Origin of the sequence: Bacillus sp. HMA207, assembly GCF_003402455.1 — a bacterium.
In the GTDB taxonomy this organism is placed as follows: domain Bacteria; phylum Bacillota; class Bacilli; order Bacillales; family Bacillaceae_G; genus Bacillus_A; species Bacillus_A cereus.
In genome coordinates this window covers 550778-574317 of record NZ_BEZT01000001.1, presented here as the reverse complement: position 1 = coordinate 574317, position 23540 = coordinate 550778, and the positions used below count along the sequence as shown (strand labels likewise).

Below are 23540 nucleotides of genomic sequence, written 5' to 3'. Positions count from 1 at the left end.
CGAGAAGTTAACCTTCTGGTTCAGTTTGGTTTTGCGCGTTCCCTTGCGTTACAACACTTGCTTTACTCGCATTTCTCTCATCATATTTGACATTTTTAACTGCAAAATAAATAAGAAAATGTCCAGCACCTAAAATACATAATAAGTAAGGTAAACTTTTTTCAGGTGGAAAGAATAGTACAGCACATAAAAAACTTAAAATGGAACAGATTCTTCCGGCGTTTAACCACAGCTCCCGAACAACGACATATTCCACACGCCATTCTCTCGCATTTTTCGCTCTACCAATTACGTCATATGTCATTGATCCGTACGGAACAAGTAAAATAGGATATGCAATTGCAATACATGCCGCATAAATAAGTAATTTCGTGTATGTAACATTGAAAATAACTAAAAAGACGACAGCATATAAAATAATGCCTCCAAGTAAAATTGCTTTTTTTCGCCACTCCTTCTTTAACATACGAGCAACTAAGTAATAACATACAAAGGATACAGCAGAGTTCACTAAACTGTATTTCCCTAATGCAAACTCACTATTAGTTGCTAAATAAACATATACTGAAATGACAAAAATAAACGTTCCTTCTCTCAATCCTTGGAAAAAATGAGCTCGTGTAATCTTTCCCCAATTTTTATCAATCCGTCGTTCTTTCAATACTTGCACGATTTCATAACGCCCTTCACATTCTCTTTTAGATAAAAAGAAGCTTAAGACGACAGCAATTGCAAATAGAACTAATGAAAGAAAGAATATAACAGTATAGCCACTCCATTTCTCCATACGTGAAATTGTGTATCCTGCTGCTATTGGTCCAATCATTCCAGAGAAGGATGTAAGAAGTCCAAGAAACCCATTAAAGAAATCTCTTGTTTCTGGTTCTGTAATTTCAAATGTCAATAAGTTAAAAGCCAACCAGTAAAAACCGTATCCTACTCCTAAAAGAGCACCCATTAATAAAATATACTGAGAAGCACTTTTCCCTGCTACTAAGACAACAATAAAAAAAATTGCGAGCGTCCCTACTCCTATTCGTAATAAAATCGAGCGATCGATACGTTTCGCTAATTTTCCCCCTACAAGAAATGTGAGAGGCTGTAATACCACGCTGGCTAAATTATACAAGCCAAGATTCACATAATTTTGTGTTTGTTTCCATAAATAAATATTTACAAACGTATTCGATAAAGAAATTGCGAGCGTGTATAAACCTCCTATAAGGAGCAATAACACTAAATCCCGATTCACTTCAACGTCACCAATTATATGTTTCCATTTCATACACAACTCTCCTTTACTTCATGTTCTAGTCTTCCAAAGACAAGCCCAATTATGTAAAAGGAAAGCATAGAAAAAAGCTAGGAGCTCTCCCCTAGCTTTTTCTATATTTATTACGATTATTTTGCTTCTTGGTAACGTTTTTCAGCAGCGTTCCAATCTACAACGTTCCAGAATGCGCCGATGTAGTCTGGACGACGGTTTTGGTAGTTTAAGTAGTAAGCATGCTCCCAAACATCTAAACCGATAACTGGAGTTTTACCTTCAGTTAAAGGAGAATCTTGGTTTGGAGTGCTTGTTACTTCTAACTCACCATTGTTTACTACTAACCAAGCCCAACCAGAACCGAAGCGAGTTGCGCCAGCTTTTGCGAATTCTTCTTTGAATGCATCGAAGCTACCGAATTTTGCTTCAATTGCAGTTGCAAGTTCACCTACAGGTTGTCCTCCGCCGTTTGGAGATAGGATTGTCCAGAAGAATGTATGGTTAGCATGTCCGCCACCATTGTTACGTACTGCTGTACGGATTGCTTCTGGTACTTCGTTTAAGTTTGCAACTAATTCTTCTACGCTTTTGTCAGCTAATTCTGCATGACCTTCTAAAGCAGCGTTTAAGTTTGTAATGTACGTGTTGTGATGTTTTGTATGATGGATGTTCATTGTTTCTTTGTCAAAGTGAGGCTCTAAAGCATCATACGCGTAAGGTAAATTTGGTAATTCGTGTTTTGCCATTGTTATATTCCTCCCAGTTTATGTATTGCCACTTAAGTGACATACAACTTCATTCTACCCTAATTGCCATAGGGTGCAAACAAATAAATCACATTGTCTTGCTATCATTAAAGTAGCAAAATTCCCACTTCTTTTCAATTAAAATGCTCATATATTCCGTAAAAAAAGCTTCCTTCTACAAGGAAGCTTCCTGCTAACATAATAAACATGCGAAATGGATATGGACCCTGTAGGACTCGAACCTACGACCGGACGGTTATGAGCCGTCTGCTCTAACCAGCTGAGCTAAGGGTCCACAATTATGTATGTAACAACATATCAAATAGAGGAATTCCTATCGGATATGCTCTTTAAGAAATGTAAGATAAATTTACCATATAGAAAAGAAAAGTGTCAATTGTATTTTTCTTATTTAAAAGAAGAAAGTTAATAAAAGAAATTTAGTTATCTCCACTATATGTAAATATAATATATCTTGAGATTCTCTAGATTCCTACGTTACAATGATTTTATACATACATAAAGGAAGTGAATCTATGTCCATATTTACCCAATTCGTAAAAAGCATATACTCGCCTAAAGATATGGCGCTATTCCGTTTTCAAAAAATCGGTAAAACCATTTTGTATATTATGCTACTTTGCTTAATTACTACTATTCCAAGAACTTTTTTGTACGGTAGTTTTATCCAAGATGGTGTAGGCATGGTAAATCAAGTCATCGATAAAGATTTACCTGATTTTAAAATCGAAAATGGCGAACTAAAAGCCGATATTGATCAACCTATTGAAAAAGAAGAAGGAAATACACTTTTCGTATTTGATCCAAATTCAACAGACCTAGAAAAATATCAAAATAAAACAGGTTTATTTGTTTTAAAAGATAAAGTAGTCTCTATGGGAAATGGTCAAACACAAACGTATTCTTATAACGATTTGTTAGGTGCATCTCTTGAGAAAAAAGATCTACAAGAATTTATTTCTTTATTCGATAATATTTATCCAATTTTATTATTTGTTATTGGATTCTTAGTGTACCTATTCCAATTATTCATCACTTTTGTAGGCGTGACTTTACTTGCGTTCATCGGTTCTGCTATGAGCGGTCAACGTAAACTATCCTATAAACAAGTTTGGACACTAACTGCATACAGCTACACGATCCCAACCATTTTCTTCATGATTATGGATTTATTCAAAATCGTCGTACCTGGAGCAACGTTCATTTATATCGCTGTTGTTTTAATCGTTCTATACTTAACGATTAAAGAGGTACCCAAACCGAAAGAAAAATAAAAAATGCCTAAATAGGCATTTTTTTTTTGGACAAGCATATATTCCTAGCAAAGGAGTGAAGAATATGAAGAGATTAGGTATATTCCTATTCGTGCTTGTTCTCGGTTATATATTTTATTACGATATAAAAATCGGTACTTTACCGATGTTAAGTTCATATAAAAAAACAACTGCTGCTCAAACAATTAAAAAAGAAAACACAGACAGTCAACAAAATAAAGCGAACAAAACAGAAAAAGAAACGGATGTATCTTATAAAACAATTGAAGTAAAAACTGGTGAGACAGTTCTTTCTATTACAGAACAAATTAACAAGAAAAAAATTCCTTCCATAGAAAAAGTCATTGACGACTTTAAACAATTAAACAAAAGTACATCTGCTACAAAAATACAAATTGGAAAGTCTTATAAATTCCCGTTATATCAATAAGCTATCACTTAATCCTTGTCAATTACATAAAGGCGCTGATACAATAGTAAAAGTGAAACCGAGTACTTCGGTTTCTATAGCCCTATATCACGTATACTATCATTGATATGAGGGACTAAATAAGAAACTTCTTTTATAAGGAGAGCGATCTATTCGTGAATGAAATGACTCATCGTACAAAAACACGTCCAGTTAAAGTCGGTAATTTAACAATCGGCGGTAATAATGAATTAATTATACAAAGTATGACAACAACAAAAACACATGATGTTGAAGCAACAGTTGCTGAAATCAAGCGTTTAGAAGAAGCCGGCTGTCAAGTCGTCCGCGTTGCCGTTCCAGATGAACGCGCAGCAGATGCTATTGCTGATATAAAAAAACAAATCAACATTCCACTTGTTGCTGATATTCATTTTGATTATCGCCTTGCTTTAAAAGCAATTGAAGGTGGCATCGATAAAGTACGTATCAATCCAGGTAATATTGGTCGTCGCCATAAAGTAGAAGCTGTTGTAAATGCAGCAAAAGAGCGCGGTATTCCAATCCGTATCGGTGTAAACGCTGGTTCATTAGAGCGACACATTTTAGAAAAGTACGGGTACCCAACTGCAGATGGTATGGTTGAGAGCGCGCTACATCATATTAAAATTTTAGAGGACTTAGATTTCCACGATATTATCGTATCTATGAAAGCCTCTGATGTTAACTTAGCAATCGAAGCATACGAGAAAGCTGCTCGTGCTTTTGATTATCCATTACATTTAGGTATTACAGAATCTGGAACATTGTTTGCCGGAACTGTAAAAAGTGCTGCTGGTCTTGGAGCAATCTTAAATAAAGGCATCGGAAATACACTACGTATTTCATTAAGTGCTGATCCAGTTGAAGAAGTAAAAGTTGCTCGCGAATTATTAAAATCATTCGGTCTTGCGTCTAATGCAGCAACACTTATCTCTTGTCCAACTTGTGGTCGTATTGAAATCGATTTAATTAGCATTGCTAACGAAGTGGAAGAATACATCTCTACACTTCAAGTACCAATTAAAGTTGCAGTACTTGGTTGCGCTGTAAATGGCCCTGGTGAAGCTCGTGAAGCTGATATCGGTATTGCCGGTGCACGTGGAGAGGGATTATTATTCCGTAAAGGGCAAGTCGTTCGTAAAGTACCAGAAGAAACAATGGTAGAAGAACTGAAAAAAGAAATCGACGTAATTGCTGCTGAAATGGCTGCTGAACGAGAAAAAGAAAAAGAGACACAAGAACAATAAAAAGAAGGTTGCCACAATATTTGTGAGCAACCTTCTTTTCTACGTAAAAAAGCTCGTCAGTTACATAACCGACGAGCTTTTACTTTGCACATTTTGGACAACGACCATATATTTCAAACTTATGACCCGTTACTTCATAACCAGTAAAATCTTTATTCATAAAATCCATTGGGCAGGAAGTAATCTCTTTCGTCCCCCCACAATCCAAACAAATAAAATGATGATGATGTTCCATAATAGAACAAGTAAAACGAAAATGTTTTTCGCCATTTAATTCCGTTTGTTCTAAAACACCAATCTCAGCAAAAACTGTTAAGTTACGATAAATCGTATCAAAACTAAGCCCTGGATAATCGTCTTTCATATGTTCTAAAACGTCTTTCGCAGTTAAATAACGATTATGTGCTGCAAATAATCTGAGCATCTCTTCTCTTTTTCCAGTATGTTTATATCCTTTTTCTTTCATTAGGCGTAAAGCTTCTGTTAGATTCATACCTATCCCTACTTTATGCAGTTTTTTTCTTCTTCCATAAAATCGCACCGATTAAAATAAGAACTGCTATCATAACAATTGTACCACCTGGCGCTAGATCAAGTTGATACGAAGCAAACATTCCACCAATTACTGCAATTTCACCAAATAAAATGGAAAAGAAAATTGTTTGTTTAAATCCTTTAGCAATACGAATACTTGCTGCAACTGGTAATGTCATTAATGATGATACGAGAAGAACCCCCACTACACGCATTGATACTGCAATGACAAGAGCAACTAATATAATGAAAATAAAGTGAATCCATTTCGCTCTTAAACCAGTTGATACTGCGTATTCCTCATCAAATGATAATAGAAACAGCTCTTTATATAATAAAATAATTGTCGCAACAACAACAATTGCTACAATCCCAATAATAATTAAATCTGTACTTGTTACAGCACTGACACTACCAAATAAATAACTAAATAAGTCTGTGTTAAATCCATTTGCAAGTGAAATGAAAATAACTCCAACCCCCATCCCTGCCGAAAGGATAATTGGAATTGCTAATTCTTGATAGTGCTTATATACAGTTCGTAACTTTTCGATTAGTAGCGCTCCACCAATCGAGAAAATCATCCCCATATATAAGGGGTTTAAAAATCCACCTGTAAAAATGGTTTTTTCAAGTAATAAACTTGCTGCAATACCCGATAACGTCACGTGACTTAATGCATCCGCAATCAGAGATAAACGACGAATAACAACAAACACACCAATTAGCGGTGCAACAAGTCCAATTAAAATACCTGCGTATAAAGAATTACGTAAAAAGTCATATTGTAAAAAATCTTGTATCATTATATCCTCCCGTGATGCTCATGTTCGTGTTCTAAACGATGAACATGATGTCCATATAAGACGGACATTTCTGCATCTTCTAACTCTCGGAACTTCTCTACATTTCCATGGAAATGTAGATGTTGGTTTAGGCATGCAACATGTGTTACTTTTTCAGTAACAGCTCCCATATCATGAGTAACAAGAATTAATGTAATCCCGAGCCTTTTGTTTAAATCCTCTAATATTTCGTAAAAACTTTCCACATTTTTCACATCGATTCCAACAGTAGGCTCGTCCAAAATAAGCAATTCAGGATCACTAACGAGCGCACGAGCAATAAATACACGCTGTTGCTGTCCACCAGAAAGCTCTCCAATGTTACGACCTTGAAACTCACTCATCCCTACATCAGCAATTGCTTTTTCTACCTTTTTTTTATCCTCTTTTGTAAAAAAGCGAAAAAGCCCTTTTTTCGAAACAAGTCCCATTGAGACAACTTCAGAAACAGTTGCTGGAAAACCAGAATTGAAACTATTTGCCTTTTGGGATACATAACCAACTTTGTTCCATTCCTTAAACTTCTTACTATCAACGCCAAACACGCGTATGCTTCCTTCTTTTGGCTTTAAAACGCCTAATAAACACTTAAGTAAAGTTGATTTACCTGAACCATTCGGTCCCACTAAACCTAAAAAAGCTCCCTTCGGAACTTGCAAATTAATATTTTCTAACACATTCCGATCTTCATATCGGAATGTTAAACCTTCAATTTCTAATATATTATTCATAGCATCTCACCTATTTTAATTCAGAATGATTCCGATTTATATCTATTTGAATTATAGTACAGCTTATTATAGTTGTAAACCAATCTGCCTAAAATATATCTATTTTTTCAAGAAACCTTACTATTATAACAAAAAGCAGAGAAAAATTCTCTGCTTTCAAAAAATATTCCTATAAACTTTTAGTGAATAGCCGATTTAAACTTACCACCATTTGTCTCTTGCGTGCTCATAATCGTAACAAACGCATTTTCATCAATTTCATGCACAATTGATTTTAACTTCGTCACTTCTAGACGCGTTACAACTGCATAAATAACTTCTTTTTCTTTATCCGTGTAACCACCTTTTGCTACAAGCTTTGTCGTTCCACGGCCAAGACGATGCAAAATCGCGTTTGATACTTCCTCATATTGATCAGATACAATTAAAACCGCCTTCGTTTCATCTAGCCCTTGAATTACTGTATCGATTGTTTTAAATGCGATATAGTACGTCATAACAGAATACATCGCTTGTTCCACACCAAACACAAATGCTGCCCATGCAAAAATAAATAAGTTCACAAACATTACGAATTCACCAACAGAGAACGGTAGTTTCTTCGTTAATAAAATCCCCATAATTTCAGTTCCATCTAACGACCCACCATGACGAATTACAAGTCCTACACCAAGACCTAAAATAAGCCCACCAAACACTGTCGCTAAAATAGGTTCTGTTGTAAATGGTGGCACCGCATGTAACGTTGACTCAATGAAAGCTAACGCTACAATACCAAATGTCGAAGATAACATAAATGTTTTTCCAATTTGCTTATAACCGGAATACATAAATGGGATATTGAGAACAACGACTAAAGTAGAAAAACTTAACCACCAAATGTTAGGAGTAAGATAATCTAATATAAGAGAAATACCAATAATTCCACCATCAATAATTTTATTTGGCATTAAAAATAGTTCAATCGCCACCGCCGCGCATGCTGCTCCAAAAATAATCATAACTAAACGATAAATAAGATGAATAACACTTTCTTTTCGATGTTGCTTTTGCTCCATAAGCCCTCCCTGTACTCTTTTTCTGTAGTTTCGTCCTTATATTATAACATACGCTTCTTTTCCTCATGAAAAAAGAAACTCCATACGAATATGTACAAGCTACATGCTCATATATTTCGATAGAAGAACGCGTGAAGGAGGATAATAAGATGAACCTCATTAAACAAATTGTTAATAAAAAATTAAATCATATTTCTACAAAAGAGTTATTAAAATATAGCAAAGAATACGAAGTTCCTATTACAGCCGCACAAGCTGACCAAATCGTTTTACTTATGAAGGGTAAAAATATTAATATTTACGATAACAACGAGCGACTAGAGCTCTTAAAACAGATCGCAAAAGTAACTTCCCCTGCCACTGCCCAACAAGTAAATACATTATTTCAGCAACTACTAAAATAAGGAGGGGATTTCCCCTCCTTATTGCGCTTTAATTTTTTCAAGAAGCCCTTCATCAAAAGTGCCGTTTTTCAGCATTTCGATTTCCAATTTATATGGTGGCTTCTTATCTTTTTTATCTTCCCCTACATACGGTGTTTCAAGAATTTTTGGTACATGCATTAACTGTGGATGATGTACAATGTGATGCAATGCTTTATACCCAATGTGACCAAATCCAATGTTTTCATGACGGTCTTTTCCTGCTCCGCGTACATTTTTACTATCATTAATATGAAGTACTTGTAAACGATCTATACCAACGATCTTATCAAATTCGTTTAATACGCCGTCAAAGTCATTTACAATATCATATCCTGCATCGTGCGTATGACACGTATCAAAGCATACAGATAGCTTTTCATTATATTTTACACCATCAATAATTTTTGCAATTTCTTCAAAGCTACGACCGCATTCTGTTCCTTTTCCTGCCATCGTCTCTAACGCAATGTTAACCGTCTGTTCTGGCGTTAATACTTCATTAAGCCCTTTAATAATTTGTTGAATACCAGCATCTGCTCCAGCACCAACGTGCGCTCCTGGGTGAAGAACAATTTGTTTCGCTACACCTAATGCCGATGTTCTTTCAATTTCCATGCGAAGAAAGTCTACGCCTAATTGGAATGTTTCTGGCTTCGTCGTATTCCCAACATTAATAATATACGGCGCATGGACGATAATTTCCTCAATTCCGTTCAGCTCCATATGTTTTCTTCCTGCTTCTATGTTCAATTCTTCAATTGGTTTTCTTCGTGTATTTTGCGGTGCACCTGTATAAATCATAAACGTTGTTGCACCGTATGAAACAGCCTCTTCACTTGCTGCTAATAACATTTTCTTACCACTCATAGAAACATGAGATCCAATCTTTAACATACAATCACCTCTTCAATATACAATAGATATAATGATAGCATAATTTGTAGAAATATGTAGTGAATTGTTTGTTCACAAAAGACGCACTACACAAATTCATATGACTATTTAGACAGACTATACTCTTCATTTAAATTACCGGGATTAAAAAAAAGATAAGGGAAACCCCTTATCTTTTTTTATTGCTATATTTTCTCTTCACTTTGTCACGTTCTGTTGCAAGTTTACGTTTATAGTTTGGTTTTACTTTTTTCGGTTTTTTAATAACTTTCGTTGCCATAACATCAAGTTCGTCATTTGGTTTTTTACGGCTCTTACGACGACGACGCTCACCTAAATCTGCCCACTCATCTCCACGTAAATCTACATGTTTAAACTCGATATGACGTTGTTTTTCTAAGCTATCTAACGCTTCTTCGTTTGCTGGATCATAAATCGTCACTGCAATACCAGAATGCCCTGCACGTGCTGTTCTTCCAACGCGGTGAACGAAGAAATCTAAATCTGATGGTAACTCATAGTTAATAACATGGCTAATCCCTTCAATATCAATACCACGTGCTGCTAAATCAGTCGCAACAATATATTGGAATTCAAGGTCACGAATTTGTTTCATCATTTTTTTACGATCACGTGGTGATAAATCCCCGTGAATTCGTCCAACTTTTAAGCCACGTTCCATTAATCCATCAGCAACTTGGTCTGCCATCTTTTTCGTATTCGTGAAAACAACTGCTAAATACGGTTTAAATTGAAGTAGCATTTTATGCACTAAATCAATTTTATTACGATGTTTAGAAGGCACTAAATAGTGTTCAATGTTTCCAGCTGCAACTTGTTTTGGATTGATATGAATATGCTCTGGATTCTCCATATATTTCTTCAGAAACGGTTTTAGTTTTTGAGGAATTGTTGCAGAGAAAACTAACATTTGCAAGTTTTTAGGCATGCGTGCTGCAATTTTGTCTACATCATGAATGAATCCCATATCAAGCATTAAGTCTGCTTCATCGACAATAATCGTATTTGCTTTATGAACAAATAATGCTTGTTCTTCAACTAAGTCTTTAATACGTCCTGGTGTCCCAACTACGATATGAGGTTGTTTTTTCAATTTCTCAATTGAACGTTGTTTATCAGTTCCACCAATTAAACAACGTGCTGTAATCATTTGGTCTTCCGCACAAAACTTTGTTAATTTCACGATTTCTTCGTAAATTTGTTGTGCTAACTCACGAGTAGGCGCTGTAATAACAAGTTGTACTTCTTCACGACTTGCATTAATTCTGTTTAATGTAGGAAGTAAGTATGCATGTGTTTTCCCAGAACCTGTTTGGGATTGTCCAATTACACTTACACCTTTTTTCACGACCGGGAAAATTTTCTGCTGAATTCCTGTCGGCTCTGTAAAGCGTAGTTCACGAACTGCATCTATTAAAAATGGTTTAAAATCATACTGTGTAAAAGTTTGTTGTGTCATAAGTTACACCTTCTTTCTAAAATTTCTACTGCGCGCACAAATCAGTCAAGTCTACATTATATCGAAATCTACAAGTAAAATCCATCTTTAGTTTAGGTTTTCACTTCAAAAACTAACCTTCTTCCCTTTTATTGCATATTGTATGTGTATATACCTAACTGAAGAAAGGAGGATTTCTCACATGTTTCCGAAATCCCCTACAAGGCAAATGTATCCGAATCCAGGGCAGCAACCTTATACACCATATCCAATTCCACAACTACCACCAATGGCACAAAAAAAGAAAGGTTTTCTTGCTAAGCTTTTTAAAAAACACGATCCAACCGAGCCATTTATGCAAATGGTTCCACCTTACCGACAAATGGAAGGGCAACCAATGATGCATCAGCAACCACCACCGCCGCAATATCATCAGCAATATCCGCAGCAACATCCACAATATCAACCATACATGCAGCAACATCCTGAGCAAATGATACCGCCTCAAATGTATGAATCAAATGAAACGCGCGGCGGCTCAACTACAACTGCGGCAACAGCAAGCAGTGGCATCGGCAGTTTTTTTTCGAACTTAATTTCGAATCCAACTAATATGATAAATAACATCGAAAAAGTATCCCAAGTCGTTCAATCTGTAGGTCCTGTCGTCGAACAGTATGGTCCTATTATGCGTAGTCTACCAAGCATTGTTAAAATCCTCACCTCTGGAAAAAGCACGGAAGAAAATCAAACGGAAAATGTAACAGAGCCAGTTGAGGTAGAAAGTCCGCCTCCTGCACCTCAAAAAAAGAAACGAAAACGAAAGAAAATAGTGATTGAACCTGTAATAGAAAAAGAGTTACCGAAAGAACCAGTTCAACAAACAGCAACAAAACCAAAACTATATGTGTAACAATCCTTTGTTTTCTATCCACTCCTCCTTTATAATGTAAAAGACTATGCACAAAAGTATCCCTTGTTTAGAAGGAGAGGATTACTCATATGAAAATTGTTAAAATTTCCCCTCGTGGTTATTGCTACGGTGTTGTCGATGCAATGGTAATTGCACGTAACGCCGCATTAGATAAATCATTGCCGAGACCCATTTATATTTTAGGTATGATTGTTCACAATAAACATGTTACAGACGCTTTTGAAGAAGATGGAATCATCACATTAGACGGTCCAAGTCGCTTAGAAATTTTAGATAAAATTGATTCTGGTACTGTTATTTTCACTGCACACGGTGTTTCTCCAGAAGTTAAACAACGCGCAAAAGAAAAAGGTTTAACAACAATCGATGCTACTTGCCCAGATGTTACCAAGACGCATGACCTTATCGAAGCTAAGAAAGCGGAAGGGTATCATGTCATTTATATCGGTAAAAAAAATCATCCAGAGCCAGAAGGCGCAGTTGGTATTGCACCTGACATCGTTCACCTTATCGAAAGAGCCGATGATTTAAAAACATTAGAAATCCCAACAGATAAAATTTTAGTAACAAATCAAACAACGATGAGTCAATGGGATGTTCAACATTTAATGGAGGACATTCAAAAAAAATTCCCAACAGCAGAATTCCATAAAGAAATTTGTTTAGCAACTCAAGTTCGCCAAGAAGCTGTCGCTAAACAAGCTGATGTTGCAGACTTAACAATTGTTGTTGGTGATCCGAAAAGTAACAATTCAAATCGCTTAGCACAAGTATCACAAGAAATCGCGGGTACAAAAGCATATCGAGTTGCTGATGTAAGCGAAATTCAATTAGAGTGGCTACAAGGTGTAGAAAACGTAGCTGTTACAGCAGGTGCTTCTACTCCAACGCCAATTACGAAAGAAGTTATCGCTTTCTTAGAGCAATATAACCCAATGAATCCCGCTACATGGGAAAGAGTTCGAAAAGTACCGTTACAAAAAATATTACCTCGCGTGAAAGTGAAAAAAGAACAATAATAAAAACCGTTGCTTGCATGAGCAACGGTTTTTATTTTTCTTATACAAATATAAATGGATCTGTATGTAACTGCGAAGCATGAATGTGTACATTGAGTTTCTTTGCATCCACTTTTTCTTGTAATTGCTTTTGTACACCTTGTTTCATTACTTTTTCAACATTATGTCCTGGGTCAACTATATTTAAACCGAGCATCATCGCATCATGAGCAACATGATAGTACATGTCACCAGTTACATATACATCTGCTCCTTTAAATTTCGCTTGGTTTATATATTTATTACCATCTCCACCAAGTACAGCTACTTTACGCACTTTATCGTCTAACTTACCGACAACTCTTGCGCCCTTCACGTCTAATGATTGTTTCACATGTTCTGCAAATTGACCAAGCGTCATTTCTTCTTGTAAGTATCCTATTTTTCCTAGGCCTAACGTTTCACCTTTATTATCAAGCGGATACACATCGTATGCTACTTCTTCATAAGGGTGCGCCGTTACCATTGCTTTAATCACTTTCCGCTGTAATGAAGCTGGAATAATCGTTTCGATTCGCACTTCTTCTACACGTTCTAACTGTCCAGTTTCCCCGATATAAGGATTTGTCCCCTCTTGAGGTACAAATGCGCCTGTACCCTCGCTACTAAACGTACAGTGGCTATAATTGCCGATATGACCAGCACCTGCGTCTCCTAATGCATTCCTTACTTCTTCTGCATGAGTGACTGGCACAAACACAACAACTTTTTTCATTTCTTCTGCATATGTCGGTGCCAAAACTTCTGTATTTTGCAATCCTAACGCCTCAGCAAGTAAATCATTTACCCCGCCCTTAGCAACATCCACATTTGTATGCGCTGCATAGATTGCAATATCATTTTTAATACACTTTTCAATAATTTTCCCATACGCCTTATCTGTATGAATCGCTTTTAACGGGTTAAAAATTAAAGGATGATGAGCAATAATGACATTTGCCCCTAATTGAATTGCTTCATCCACAACTTCTTCCGTTACATCTAACGCAATCAATACGTGCCGCACGGGTTTATTAAGCGCTCCAATCTGCAGGCCAATCTTATCTCCTTCCATCGCCAAATGCTTCGGATACATACTTTCAAATAAAGAAATAACTTCATGGCCATTTGGAATTTTACTCATGATAAAACCTCCCCTATCATTTTCATTTTCGCTTCTACTTCCCCACGCTTCGCTTTTGTTTCTTCAGAATCAGCTGCACGTTCTAACTGTTTTAAAATATTTTGGAAGTTTTTTAATTCTCCTTCCCATTTTTCAACGAAGGCTTCACTTTTTTCTGTTATTAAAAATGGTCCCATAAACAATTCAGCTTGTTTATTTTCAGAGTAAGGCGCTGCAACATTTCCTCGCTCCCCTACTAAAATTTCGTAAATTTTCCCATCTTCTTTTACGATTTTTTCATGGATAAGCTCCCAACCATTCTCAATAAACCATTCACGAATATGATGCGCTGCAATATTAGGCTGTAAAATTAAACGTGTTACACCTTCTAATTTTTCTTTACCACTTTCTAAAATGTCACGAATTAACGCTCCGCCCATTCCGGCAACCGTAATTACATCTACTTCTCCTGGTGCGATAACAGCTAATCCATTCCCTTTACGCACATCTACTTTATCTTGTAAACCACTTTCAGCTACAGTTGCTTGCGCAGAGCGAAATGGTCCATCTACGACCTCTCCTGCAACTGCTTTTGTAGCAATATTATTTATAATTGTATAACACGGTAAATACGCATGATCCGATCCAATATCAGCGACTGTAGATCCTACTGGTATTTCACGTACAACTTCTTCTAATCGTTTTGAAAGCTTTACTTCATTCATGTATTTCCATTACTCCTTCTCTTGTCAGTCTGTCTCCATGATAATGAATTTATAGTAGTTGTTGCAAGCCCATAACAACAATTCACTGCTCTATCATTCATCGTATTTTAGAAAATATAGAAAAACAAGCCCTTTGCATAAGCAAAAGGCTTGTCATACGGAACTTTATTTTTTCTTCGATAACCAATCAGCTACTTTAGCGGCTTGATCAGCTGGAACTATATTGGCAGGCATATTGCCTTTTCCTTTCGAAAGAATTTCTTTAATTTCATCCTTTGAAAGTTTCCCACCAATTTTTTGCAAGTTAGGTCCAACTGCCCCTTGTAACTGATCACCATGGCAGCTCGTACAGCTTTGCTTCACAATATCTTCTGGTTTTGATGCCGTTTGTGCTGGCTTCCCGCCATTTTTTGCATCAGCTAACTCTTTAGATTTATTTAGCCCCTGAAATGAAAATACAAACATAACGATAATACCCAATGCTGCAATAAGAGCGAACGGAATCAGCGGATTACGTTTCATATCTCTTCTCCCCCCTCTATACCCCTAAATAGTTAGATGATTCAGTCATTTCCATTGTACTTGAAAACGCTCTATCAGAAAAGAGTAAACTACCACTTGTTAAAAATATTCCATAAATTCAGTTTATTGTTTTTTATTGTCATATCGCTTATTATTTCGATAATTATTAACGTTTCTCATCATATTTTTCGTTTTTCTACATATATTTTTGTATAGAATAAACAAAATTAATCGAAAAATCGAAAAATGAGCATTTGCAAATCAAAAGACAATTCTGTAAAATAAATTACAAGAAATTGTAATCGTTGCCGATAGCTAAATTTTAACAAAAATTAACAAAATAAAAAAGTTTACTTCACAATGGTGAAGTAAACTTAAAAAATAACCTATTCTAAGAAATCCTTAAGACGCTTACTACGGCTTGGATGTCTTAATTTGCGAAGTGCTTTTGCTTCAATTTGACGGATACGCTCTCTCGTTACGCCGAATACTTTCCCAACTTCTTCAAGCGTACGAGTTCGTCCATCATCTAAACCGAAACGAAGACGTAGAACATTTTCTTCACGATCTGTTAGCGTATCTAACACATCTTCTAATTGTTCTTTTAGCAATTCATAGGCTGCATGGTCCGCAGGCGATGTTGCTTCTTGGTCTTCAATAAAGTCACCTAAATGGGAGTCATCTTCTTCACCAATTGGTGTTTCAAGAGAAACTGGCTCCTGTGCAATTTTTAAGATTTCACGTACTTTTTCTGGAGCAAGATCCATTTCTTCACCAATCTCTTCAGGAGACGGTTCACGACCTAAATCTTGTAATAATTGGCGTTGTACACGAATTAACTTGTTAATCGTTTCAACCATATGAACTGGAATACGAATTGTTCGCGCTTGGTCTGCAATGGCACGTGTAATAGCTTGGCGAATCCACCAAGTTGCATACGTACTAAATTTGAAACCTTTACGATAATCGAACTTTTCAACAGCTTTAATTAGACCCATATTACCTTCTTGAATTAAGTCTAAGAAAAGCATACCACGGCCTACATAGCGCTTTGCAATACTTACTACAAGACGTAAGTTTGCTTCTGCAAGACGACGTTTCGCTTCTTCATCGCCTTCTTCAATACGCGTTGCAAGTCGAATTTCTTCTTCTGCAGATAGTAAGTCTACACGACCAATTTCTTTTAAATACATACGAACAGGATCGTTGATTTTAACCCCTGGTGGTACACTTAAATCATTGAGGTCAAACTCTTCTTCTGTTTTTGAAATTTGGCGATTATTAGGGCCTTCTTCGTTGTCATTATCACCAACTAAGTCAATGCCTTGTTCACCTAAATATTCATAGTATTCATCCATTTGATCGGATTCAATTTCAAATCCATTCATGCGTTCTGCAATCTCTTCATATGTAAGAACGCCACGTTTTTTTCCGAGCTCAGTGAGTTGTTCTTTCACTTGCTCAAGGGTCATTTCAGTTTCAATTTGTTTAGAACGAGCTGGTTTGTCAGCCATCTGTTCCCCTCCTTACGCGAGATACAAACATTCATTATACTAAAACTTTATCAAAAAAGCTATTTTCTCGCTTTTTGATTTTGTAAATATGCTACATAATATTTAGCAGCCTCTACAGGATCTGTTTTTTCCATTTGTTTCACTTTAAAGATGATCTCCATCTTTTCAAGTTTTTCCTGATGCCGTCTAAGCGTCTCCAAATGGCCTTGTAACACTTCTTCTGTGTATTCTGGATTAATAAATTCATCCGTCGAAATATCAGTGATAATATTTTTCAACTTTTCATCAGAGAGCCAACTTAAAAATGTTCCGACTGAAGGTTCATTTCCCTTTTCATAATATGCGTATAGTTCATATAAAATCCCTTTATGTTCTTCTGTATGAAAATCTTCTATATGGGATTCCATACGAACAGCTACTTCTGCACTTTGCAACATATGGTAAATAATTTCTCTTTCCGCTCTTTCAAAACCTGTTAACTTCGGTTTTGTTTGAACGACTTGAGACGGTTTAGCAACCTGCTTTATTTGTTTTTGCTGTACCTTTTGTTCTTTGCGATATTGGTGCAATTGATTCAAAAGTGTTTCCATTGAATACGAAAATTCTTGCGATAATGACTTCAAATATGACTCTGCCTGCATCGCATCTTGTAACAACGATAACTCTTTTAAAACACTTTTCACATATTCTTCTTTGCCAGACTCATCTTGCAAATTTTTCCCTAAACGCAAATAATTTATTTTAAAACCAACAAAACTCACACTTGATTTCACAAGATTTTCAAAAGCAGTAGTCCCATATTGTTGCACATATTCATCAGGATCAAGCTTATCTGGCAAGGATGTGACTTTCACTTGGCAACCAACTTTTAGCAATAATTGCCCTGCTTTCATCGTCGCTTCTCGCCCTGCTTTATCACCATCATAGCAAAGAACAACAGTTTCAACGTTACGTCGCAGAAGTTTTGCTTGTTCTTCAGTTAAAGCTGTTCCCATTGTCGCAACAGCTTCTTCCACACCACTCTTTACCGCAGCTAGTACATCGGCATATCCTTCGAAAAGAACCACTTGCCCACGCTTTCTAATAAATGGTCTTGCTTGGTGGAAGTTATACAACAATTTACTTTTGTGAAAAATCGGTGTTTCAGGACTATTTAAATATTTCGGAGTGTCATCTCCTAACGCCCTTCCACTAAACGCTATCACCTTACCTTGTAACGTATAGATCGGGAACATAACTCTTCCACGGAAGCGATCATAATGACTACCATCCTTCTCACTTCTTATTAGAAGGCCAGCTTGTTCCATAGTAGACAGCGATAAACCTCTTTTTTGTAAAATTTTCGTCGCTGCATCCCAAGCAGGTGATGCATAACCAATTTCAAACTTCTCAATCATCTCTTTCGTAATACCACGGTTTAATAAATATGAAAGTGCTTCATTTCCCTCTTCCGTATTTACTAATAAATGATGATAATACTTTTTCAATAATTCATGAGCTTGTTGCATGATGACAGTGTCATCAGATATGTCTTCTTGTTGTCCTTGTCCTGATGTGTACTCTGCAACCGCAATTCCATTTCTTTCGCCTAGCTTTTGAACAGCCTCGGTAAACGCCAGTCCTTCCATTTTCATTAGAAAGGAAAATACATTTCCACCTTCTCCACATCCGAAGCAATGAAAAATTTGCTTATCAGATGAAACAGAGAATGAAGGAGAATTCTCACCATGAAATGGACAAAGGCCGAAATAGTTACGCCCCTGTTTTCTAAGTTGAACGTATTCACCAATGACTTCTACAATATCGGATGATGTCCGAATCTGTTCAACAACTTCTTCGGGAATTCTGTTCCCCATAACTCCATCTCCGTGTCGTATTTTGTATTCGATATAAATTAAAAAATTCCTTTATAATTCGACAATATTTTTCTAAACTTGTTAGAAAGTGTTGCCGATTACATTGTATAAACGATTTTGAACCTTTCCTATAGGTCCTTTATCTGCATAAATCGCATATACATACTTGCTATATAAAATTGTATACATTTGCTCATCTGTTACAAATGTATCTCTTAGAAACAATACATATACACCTTTTTACAAGAAGAGTAGCAAGCCACATATACTGTTTGATCTTGAGATCTGTAACTTTTTCATGTTGATCCATATAACAATCAACTCCATTTTGTTCAGTATCTACAATGATCCAATTGCCTTGCTATTTCCTTAAAGGATGAGCATATGATGCGACAAACAAAATTCCGACATGAAATTCCGCTCCAACTTGCACAATTTCAGCCTTCACGGGATATACATCTACACCAACTAATATGTTGTTGATGTTTTGCATATTTCTGTATTCTACATCCCTTCTGTGAATCCTTCCATAATGTGCGTTTTCTTGTATAGATTTTGTCGATTTAACGTAATTACATGTCTTTTTCGTAAATCCTATCCCTAGTTTATTCTGAAAAATTAAAGTCTAAACGTAAAATATAGGTTTTTATCACAATTTTTTATTATAATATATTTTCTTCAACTACGCTACATATCCCTTTATTTTTTCATCTTACATTTCAGGATGACAAACTCACACCTTGAATATACTAAAAGACAAAGGAGTATAAGTATAACCATTACACTACAATCTATTACAAAATCCATAGGTATCATATTTCACATGAGCGAAAAAAGCACATTCACCTTTGGTAAATGTGCTAAAACATTTTTTGGTTTTGCACTGCATTCACAATAATATTTGCTGTTTCTTCAATCGCTTTATTCGATACATCGATTACTTGGCAATTTATTTTACTAATTACTTCCTCAAAGTGATCAATTTCTTCTTGAATACGATTAATATTTGCATATGTTGCTCCATCACTTAATCCAAGTGATTTTAATCGTTCTTTTCGAATATGATTTAACTTATCTGGCGTAATTTTCAAACCGAAACATTTTTCTTTTGCCACTTGATATAGTTCTTCAGGTGGGTCAACTTCTGGCACGAGTGGTACATTCGCAACTTTCAAGCGTTTGTTATGAGCTAAATATTGGGAAAGTGGTGTTTTTGATGTACGCGAAACACCAATCAACACGATATCTGCTTTTAAAATACCTCGTGCATCTCTGCCGTCATCATACTTCACAGCAAACTCAATCGCTTCAATCTTTTTAAAGTATTCTTCATCTAACCTACGGACAACACCTGGCTCATATCTCGGCACTTGCCCCGTAATTTCTTCAATTTGATCAATAAGAGGGCCGATAATATCGTATGCCTCTACCCCTTCTTTTGCAGCCTCTGTTACTAAATACTGGCGCATATCAGGCTTAACTAACGTAAAACATATAAGTGCTTGATTACTCTTAGCAATCGAAATCACTTCTTTTAATGTCCCTGTATCTTCTACATACGGTACACGTCTAATATCAGGAGCAAACGGGAATTGCCCCATTGCTGCTCGAACAACCAAATCAGCCGTTTCTCCTACAGAGTCAGATACGACATATACGATTTTATTATCCATTACATTACCTCACTTTAAACAAATTACACTTATTCGTTATTTACTAAATTTACAAACGCACGTGTAATATTTGTTTTTGTAATTCGCCCAATCACTTCTAAACCTTGTTTCGTATCTTTTACAACTGGCATTGCATCAATCTGTCTTTCTATTAATTCCATCGCAATATCATATAAAGAATCCTCTCTACGACACATCGCAATGTTTGGCATCCTTGTCATGATAATATTAACCGGAAGAGAGGTTAAATCCTGCTTTCCTAAGCTCGCTCTTAATAAATCTTTACGAGACACAACACCAACTAATAGAGTCATCTGATCTACAACGAACAATGTACCAACGTCCTCTAAAAACATCGTACAAATTGCATCGTATACGGAAACATTTTTATCAATTACAACCGGTCTAGATTGATAATCTTGTACTTTAATTTTCTTAACAGCTTCAGATAATAGCTGCCCCCCAGTTTTACCCGTATAAAAATAACCTACGCGTGGACGTGCTTCTAAATAACCAGCCATCGTTAAAATTGCTAAGTCTGGTCTTAGCGTCGCACGTGTTAGACCCAATTGCGCTGCAATTGATTCCCCTGTAATAGGACCGTGATCTTTTACAATCTGAATGATATGTTCTTGCCGTTTATTCAGCTCTATGATAATCACCACCTTTAATGCACAACGAAAAAAGTTATACTATCTCTTAAATATTATATACTAAATATGCTATTCGAAAAAGAAAGTATGTAAAAAGGACCGTATACGGCCCAAAATTATATTTGAAACTTATCAAGTTGTTCTAAAAAACGTCTTGATTTCAAATAAATTCCGCAATATTCATCATAATATGTATTCAATACTAAACGCATTTGTTTTTTTGTGCTATCCTTTACCGATACATTTCCGAGCCTATGTAAATCGAAATGGAAGAAAAGGCGTAATAATTTATGAACAGCTTCTCCTACCGGTATACGATATGGGTCTTGCTCTGCATGACGTGAGCACAGAAAACCGCCTTCCCTTACGGAGAAGGCGACAAAGTCTGTTTCTTGATGACAAATCGCACATGTATCAAAGTACGGGCGCATCCCTAATACCGGAAGCATTTTCGTTTGATAAATTAATGATAATACTTCTGGATCAACACCCTCACACATATAATGCAACGTTTGATATAACATTTCAAATAAATACGGATTATGTTTTTTATCTTCTGTTGCTTTATCAGTTAACTCAACAATAAATGATGCATAAGCAGTTAAAAATATATCCTCGCGAATTTCTTTCATAGTTGAAATAATCTCGCCTTGTTGCAATGTTCCAAGCCCAGATCCCATTTGAATTAGAAAATGGCCATGTGTCATTAATTGCGACACAGATGCTAATCGGCTTTTCGGTTTTTTTGACCCTCTTGCCATTGCACTTACCTTACCAAGTTCTCTTGAGAATATTGTAACAATTTTGTTCGTTTCTCCGTAATCTGTCGTACGGATAACGATGCCCTCAACTTTTTGAAACATGTTCGTCACCATCCAAGGTTTGAACAAAACGGGTCAAGAAATTGGAGAGTCTAGATGCGCTAGCTCCTCTTCATGTTGATCCATCTCATCGTTTACGTCTTTTTCCATTTCTTTCAAAAGCAAGTACGTTTCAATGCTTCCTGTTTTGGAGAAAAACTTCCAGGTAAAATCTAGCATAAGAATCCACCTTTCTCAATAAGCGTAGCCTATAAACCAATTTCCTTTGTTGTTATTAAATTGACCCATTTTGTCCATTTTCATGTGAGAAAAATTTTTCCTAATTTATCAAAGTTCATAAAAACCAATAATCAGTGGATGAACCAACCATCCACTGATTACAACTTTACTCTATTTTAGTACTCATCCTCGCGGAAACCTAGGTCACGAAGCTGAGACATTTTATTACGCCAATCTTTTTGCACTTTTACCCATACTTCTAAAAATACTTTAGAACCAAGTAGCGCTTCAATATCAAAACGAGCTCGCTTACCAACTTCTTTTAACATTTTCCCTTGTTTTCCGATGATGATTCCTTTTTGTGATGCACGTTCAACAACAATCGTTGCATTTATATAAACTGCCCCGCCCTCACGCTTTTGAATCGCATCGATAACAACAGCCACAGAATGCGGCACTTCTTCACGTGTTAAATGTAGTACTTTCTCACGAATAAGCTCTGCAATAATAAATCTCTCCGGATGATCCGTTACTTGATTCTCTGGATAGTATTGTGGTCCTTCTGGTAAATACTTTTTAATTGTTCCAATTAAAGCGTCCACATTATTACCGTCTAACGCAGAAATTGGTACAATCTCTGCAAATTCATGTAGTTTACGATATTGATCAATTAACTCTAGTAATTGCTCTGGATGAAGTTGGTCAATTTTATTAATGACTAAAAATACTGGTTGTTTCGTTTCTTTTAATTTCTCAATGATGAATTCCTCACCACGACCAAATCCTTCAACTGCATTAACCATAAACAGAACGATATCAACTTCTTTTAATGTCGTTTGCGCCATCTTTACCATGAAGTCGCCTAATTTATGTTTAGGTTTATGTATTCCTGGTGTATCAATGAAAATAACTTGTGCATCATTTTCTGTATATACACCTTGAATTTTATTACGAGTCGTTTGTGGCTTATCACTCATAATAGCAATTTTCTGGCCAATAATACGGTTTAAAAATGTAGATTTTCCAACATTCGGTCTACCAATAATAGAGACAAAACCTGATTTATAACCTTTTCTATTCATGTAAATCCTCCGCTAAAAATGCTCCTGGTAACAATTCTCCGACTGTCGTCTCCTGAACGTCACCATGTAAGTTTGATAAGTATACTTTCGTATCCTGTTTACATAATTCTACCATAACTTGTCGACATGCTCCACAAGGAGGTACTGGGCGCTTTGTATCTGCTACAACCGCAATGGCTACAAATTCTTTATCTCCTTCAGAAACCGCCTTAAATAAAGCTGTTCTTTCAGCACAATTACATAAGCCATATGATGCATTCTCAACATTACATCCACGATATACTTTTCCACCGCGCGTTAATAATGCTGCACCTACTTGAAATTTAGAATATGGTACGTACGCTTGTTTACGCGCTTCGATTGCTTCTAGAATTAATTGTTTACTATTCATATTCCCGCATCCTTCCTGTTCACAGCTATGAAGAGATA

General features: G+C 36.1%; 27 protein-coding genes and 1 tRNA gene. 6 read left to right on the top strand and 22 right to left on the bottom strand.

Annotated elements, in window-relative coordinates:
* Positions 1 to 7: 7 nt before the first annotated feature.
* The 3 genes from HMAS_RS03115 to HMAS_RS03105 all read right to left on the bottom strand — a co-directional run bounded on the left by HMAS_RS03115 (position 8) and on the right by HMAS_RS03105 (position 2308).
* Positions 8 to 1285, bottom strand: a complete 1278-nt coding sequence (locus HMAS_RS03115) for an MFS transporter (RefSeq protein ID WP_006927033.1) — start codon at positions 1283 to 1285, stop codon at positions 8 to 10.
* A 116-nt stretch (positions 1286 to 1401) separates the two neighbouring features.
* Entirely contained in the window at positions 1402 to 2013 is a 612-nt protein-coding gene (sodA, locus tag HMAS_RS03110; protein WP_001052031.1) for a superoxide dismutase [Mn], read from the bottom strand.
* 221 nt (positions 2014 to 2234) lie between these two features.
* A tRNA-Ile gene (locus HMAS_RS03105) sits at positions 2235 to 2308 on the bottom strand.
* Between the two features lie 241 nt (positions 2309 to 2549).
* Between HMAS_RS03105 and yqgB the strand changes: the two genes are divergently transcribed.
* From yqgB to ispG, 3 genes are all read left to right on the top strand, one after another.
* The gene (yqgB, locus tag HMAS_RS03100) at positions 2550 to 3308 is read left to right on the top strand and encodes a protein YqgB (protein ID WP_000021898.1); all 759 of its coding nucleotides are present in this window, start codon (positions 2550 to 2552) and stop codon (positions 3306 to 3308) included.
* Positions 3309 to 3372: 64 nt separating this feature from the next.
* On the top strand, positions 3373 to 3738 hold the full coding sequence (yqfZ, locus tag HMAS_RS03095; RefSeq protein WP_000825414.1) for a protein YqfZ: 366 nt from the start codon (positions 3373 to 3375) through the stop codon (positions 3736 to 3738).
* Positions 3739 to 3902: 164 nt separating this feature from the next.
* Positions 3903 to 5006, top strand: coding sequence for a flavodoxin-dependent (E)-4-hydroxy-3-methylbut-2-enyl-diphosphate synthase (ispG, locus tag HMAS_RS03090; RefSeq protein WP_153577907.1), 1104 nt, complete (start codon positions 3903 to 3905; stop codon positions 5004 to 5006).
* 79 nt (positions 5007 to 5085) lie between these two features.
* Here ispG and HMAS_RS03085 read toward each other — a convergent pair whose 3' ends face one another.
* The 4 genes from HMAS_RS03085 to HMAS_RS03070 form a co-directional block, all read right to left on the bottom strand.
* Positions 5086 to 5499, bottom strand: a complete 414-nt coding sequence (locus HMAS_RS03085; protein WP_001054516.1) for a Fur family transcriptional regulator — start codon at positions 5497 to 5499, stop codon at positions 5086 to 5088.
* A gap of 13 nt (positions 5500 to 5512) precedes the next feature.
* The gene (locus HMAS_RS03080; RefSeq protein WP_000613815.1) at positions 5513 to 6346 is read right to left on the bottom strand and encodes a metal ABC transporter permease; all 834 of its coding nucleotides are present in this window, start codon (positions 6344 to 6346) and stop codon (positions 5513 to 5515) included.
* Positions 6346 to 7116, bottom strand: coding sequence for a metal ABC transporter ATP-binding protein (locus tag HMAS_RS03075; RefSeq protein ID WP_001059662.1), 771 nt, complete (start codon positions 7114 to 7116; stop codon positions 6346 to 6348). Before HMAS_RS03075 ends, HMAS_RS03080 begins: the two co-directional genes overlap by 1 nt.
* 179 nt (positions 7117 to 7295) lie before the next feature.
* Positions 7296 to 8174 (bottom strand): YitT family protein, encoded by an 879-nt coding sequence (locus HMAS_RS03070; protein ID WP_000435963.1) that lies wholly within the window; start codon positions 8172 to 8174, stop codon positions 7296 to 7298.
* 149 nt (positions 8175 to 8323) lie between these two features.
* Between HMAS_RS03070 and HMAS_RS03065 the strand changes: the two genes are divergently transcribed.
* Entirely contained in the window at positions 8324 to 8578 is a 255-nt protein-coding gene (locus HMAS_RS03065; RefSeq protein WP_001048954.1) for a DUF2624 domain-containing protein, read from the top strand.
* 18 nt (positions 8579 to 8596) lie between these two features.
* On the opposite strand, the gene HMAS_RS03060 is transcribed toward HMAS_RS03065, so the two are convergent.
* Both HMAS_RS03060 and HMAS_RS03055 read right to left on the bottom strand, forming a co-directional pair.
* Positions 8597 to 9493, bottom strand: a complete 897-nt coding sequence (locus HMAS_RS03060; protein WP_000912460.1) for a deoxyribonuclease IV — start codon at positions 9491 to 9493, stop codon at positions 8597 to 8599.
* Between the two features lie 169 nt (positions 9494 to 9662).
* Positions 9663 to 10973 carry a DEAD/DEAH box helicase gene (locus HMAS_RS03055; RefSeq protein WP_000194017.1) on the bottom strand — a complete coding sequence of 437 codons (1311 nt, stop codon included), beginning with the start codon at positions 10971 to 10973 and terminating at the stop codon, positions 9663 to 9665.
* A 181-nt stretch (positions 10974 to 11154) separates the two neighbouring features.
* Between HMAS_RS03055 and vrrA the strand changes: the two genes are divergently transcribed.
* Complete coding sequence (gene vrrA, locus HMAS_RS03050) at positions 11155 to 11865, top strand: VrrA/YqfQ family protein (RefSeq protein WP_086389501.1); 711 nt, start codon at positions 11155 to 11157, stop codon at positions 11863 to 11865.
* Positions 11866 to 11954: 89 nt separating this feature from the next.
* The gene (locus tag HMAS_RS03045; protein ID WP_000706662.1) at positions 11955 to 12905 is read left to right on the top strand and encodes a 4-hydroxy-3-methylbut-2-enyl diphosphate reductase; all 951 of its coding nucleotides are present in this window, start codon (positions 11955 to 11957) and stop codon (positions 12903 to 12905) included.
* Positions 12906 to 12945: 40 nt separating this feature from the next.
* Here HMAS_RS03045 and HMAS_RS03040 read toward each other — a convergent pair whose 3' ends face one another.
* From HMAS_RS03040 to HMAS_RS02990, 13 genes are all read right to left on the bottom strand, one after another.
* Positions 12946 to 14067: a Nif3-like dinuclear metal center hexameric protein gene (locus HMAS_RS03040; protein ID WP_088859631.1), complete on the bottom strand. Its 1122-nt coding sequence runs from the start codon at positions 14065 to 14067 to the stop codon at positions 12946 to 12948.
* Complete coding sequence (locus tag HMAS_RS03035) at positions 14064 to 14771, bottom strand: tRNA (adenine(22)-N(1))-methyltransferase (protein WP_001006542.1); 708 nt, start codon at positions 14769 to 14771, stop codon at positions 14064 to 14066. The genes HMAS_RS03040 and HMAS_RS03035 overlap by 4 nt, the downstream gene beginning before the upstream one ends.
* Positions 14772 to 14936: 165 nt before the next feature.
* Positions 14937 to 15293, bottom strand: a complete 357-nt coding sequence (gene cccA, locus HMAS_RS03030; protein WP_000828141.1) for a cytochrome c550 — start codon at positions 15291 to 15293, stop codon at positions 14937 to 14939.
* Positions 15294 to 15679: 386 nt separating this feature from the next.
* Positions 15680 to 16807, bottom strand: a complete 1128-nt coding sequence (gene rpoD / locus HMAS_RS03025; protein WP_000764065.1) for an RNA polymerase sigma factor RpoD — start codon at positions 16805 to 16807, stop codon at positions 15680 to 15682.
* Between the two features lie 59 nt (positions 16808 to 16866).
* Entirely contained in the window at positions 16867 to 18663 is a 1797-nt protein-coding gene (gene dnaG, locus HMAS_RS03020) for a DNA primase (protein WP_000528223.1), read from the bottom strand.
* A gap of 81 nt (positions 18664 to 18744) precedes the next feature.
* On the bottom strand, positions 18745 to 18888 hold the full coding sequence (locus HMAS_RS27600; RefSeq protein WP_000479733.1) for a hypothetical protein: 144 nt from the start codon (positions 18886 to 18888) through the stop codon (positions 18745 to 18747).
* 136 nt (positions 18889 to 19024) lie between these two features.
* Complete coding sequence (locus tag HMAS_RS28210; RefSeq protein WP_002024806.1) at positions 19025 to 19156, bottom strand: hypothetical protein; 132 nt, start codon at positions 19154 to 19156, stop codon at positions 19025 to 19027.
* Between the two features lie 367 nt (positions 19157 to 19523).
* Positions 19524 to 20336, bottom strand: a complete 813-nt coding sequence (locus HMAS_RS03015) for a pyruvate, water dikinase regulatory protein (protein ID WP_000368944.1) — start codon at positions 20334 to 20336, stop codon at positions 19524 to 19526.
* Positions 20337 to 20365: 29 nt separating this feature from the next.
* Positions 20366 to 20998, bottom strand: coding sequence for a helix-turn-helix transcriptional regulator (locus tag HMAS_RS03010; protein ID WP_000583756.1), 633 nt, complete (start codon positions 20996 to 20998; stop codon positions 20366 to 20368).
* Between the two features lie 107 nt (positions 20999 to 21105).
* Positions 21106 to 21852 (bottom strand): DNA repair protein RecO, encoded by a 747-nt coding sequence (gene recO, locus HMAS_RS03005; RefSeq protein ID WP_000487015.1) that lies wholly within the window; start codon positions 21850 to 21852, stop codon positions 21106 to 21108.
* Positions 21853 to 21885: 33 nt separating this feature from the next.
* Positions 21886 to 22029 carry a YqzL family protein gene (locus HMAS_RS03000; RefSeq protein ID WP_000883924.1) on the bottom strand — a complete coding sequence of 48 codons (144 nt, stop codon included), beginning with the start codon at positions 22027 to 22029 and terminating at the stop codon, positions 21886 to 21888.
* Between the two features lie 176 nt (positions 22030 to 22205).
* Positions 22206 to 23111 (bottom strand): GTPase Era, encoded by a 906-nt coding sequence (gene era, locus HMAS_RS02995; RefSeq protein ID WP_001080230.1) that lies wholly within the window; start codon positions 23109 to 23111, stop codon positions 22206 to 22208.
* On the bottom strand, positions 23104 to 23502 hold the full coding sequence (locus HMAS_RS02990; RefSeq protein ID WP_001086285.1) for a cytidine deaminase: 399 nt from the start codon (positions 23500 to 23502) through the stop codon (positions 23104 to 23106). Before HMAS_RS02990 ends, era begins: the two co-directional genes overlap by 8 nt.
* Positions 23503 to 23540: the final 38 nt, after the last annotated feature.

Excerpts from the sequence above, each read along its gene's own strand:
- HMAS_RS03045 (WP_000706662.1), top strand. The coding sequence starts at position 11,955 with ATGAAAATTGTTAAAATTTCCCCTCGTGGTTATTGCTACGGTGTTGTC.
- HMAS_RS03040 (WP_088859631.1), bottom strand. The coding sequence starts at position 14,067 with ATGAGTAAAATTCCAAATGGCCATGAAGTTATTTCTTTATTTGAAAGT.
- HMAS_RS02990 (WP_001086285.1), bottom strand. The coding sequence starts at position 23,502 with ATGAATAGTAAACAATTAATTCTAGAAGCAATCGAAGCGCGTAAACAA.
- recO (WP_000487015.1), bottom strand. The coding sequence starts at position 21,852 with ATGTTTCAAAAAGTTGAGGGCATCGTTATCCGTACGACAGATTACGGA.
- yqfZ (WP_000825414.1), top strand. The coding sequence starts at position 3,373 with ATGAAGAGATTAGGTATATTCCTATTCGTGCTTGTTCTCGGTTATATA.
- HMAS_RS03065 (WP_001048954.1), top strand. The coding sequence starts at position 8,324 with ATGAACCTCATTAAACAAATTGTTAATAAAAAATTAAATCATATTTCT.
- HMAS_RS03115 (WP_006927033.1), bottom strand. The coding sequence starts at position 1,285 with ATGAAATGGAAACATATAATTGGTGACGTTGAAGTGAATCGGGATTTA.
- HMAS_RS03035 (WP_001006542.1), bottom strand. The coding sequence starts at position 14,771 with ATGAATGAAGTAAAGCTTTCAAAACGATTAGAAGAAGTTGTACGTGAA.
- yqgB (WP_000021898.1), top strand. The coding sequence starts at position 2,550 with ATGTCCATATTTACCCAATTCGTAAAAAGCATATACTCGCCTAAAGAT.
- HMAS_RS03075 (WP_001059662.1), bottom strand. The coding sequence starts at position 7,116 with ATGAATAATATATTAGAAATTGAAGGTTTAACATTCCGATATGAAGAT.
- dnaG (WP_000528223.1), bottom strand. The coding sequence starts at position 18,663 with ATGGGGAACAGAATTCCCGAAGAAGTTGTTGAACAGATTCGGACATCA.
- HMAS_RS03055 (WP_000194017.1), bottom strand. The coding sequence starts at position 10,973 with ATGACACAACAAACTTTTACACAGTATGATTTTAAACCATTTTTAATA.
- cccA (WP_000828141.1), bottom strand. The coding sequence starts at position 15,293 with ATGAAACGTAATCCGCTGATTCCGTTCGCTCTTATTGCAGCATTGGGT.
- vrrA (WP_086389501.1), top strand. The coding sequence starts at position 11,155 with ATGTTTCCGAAATCCCCTACAAGGCAAATGTATCCGAATCCAGGGCAG.
- ispG (WP_153577907.1), top strand. The coding sequence starts at position 3,903 with ATGACTCATCGTACAAAAACACGTCCAGTTAAAGTCGGTAATTTAACA.
- HMAS_RS03080 (WP_000613815.1), bottom strand. The coding sequence starts at position 6,346 with ATGATACAAGATTTTTTACAATATGACTTTTTACGTAATTCTTTATAC.
- HMAS_RS03085 (WP_001054516.1), bottom strand. The coding sequence starts at position 5,499 with ATGAATCTAACAGAAGCTTTACGCCTAATGAAAGAAAAAGGATATAAA.
- rpoD (WP_000764065.1), bottom strand. The coding sequence starts at position 16,807 with ATGGCTGACAAACCAGCTCGTTCTAAACAAATTGAAACTGAAATGACC.
- HMAS_RS03015 (WP_000368944.1), bottom strand. The coding sequence starts at position 20,336 with ATGGATAATAAAATCGTATATGTCGTATCTGACTCTGTAGGAGAAACG.
- HMAS_RS03000 (WP_000883924.1), bottom strand. The coding sequence starts at position 22,029 with ATGCTAGATTTTACCTGGAAGTTTTTCTCCAAAACAGGAAGCATTGAA.
- sodA (WP_001052031.1), bottom strand. The coding sequence starts at position 2,013 with ATGGCAAAACACGAATTACCAAATTTACCTTACGCGTATGATGCTTTA.
- HMAS_RS28210 (WP_002024806.1), bottom strand. The coding sequence starts at position 19,156 with ATGCAAAACATCAACAACATATTAGTTGGTGTAGATGTATATCCCGTG.
- HMAS_RS03070 (WP_000435963.1), bottom strand. The coding sequence starts at position 8,174 with ATGGAGCAAAAGCAACATCGAAAAGAAAGTGTTATTCATCTTATTTAT.
- era (WP_001080230.1), bottom strand. The coding sequence starts at position 23,111 with ATGAATAGAAAAGGTTATAAATCAGGTTTTGTCTCTATTATTGGTAGA.
- HMAS_RS03060 (WP_000912460.1), bottom strand. The coding sequence starts at position 9,493 with ATGTTAAAGATTGGATCTCATGTTTCTATGAGTGGTAAGAAAATGTTA.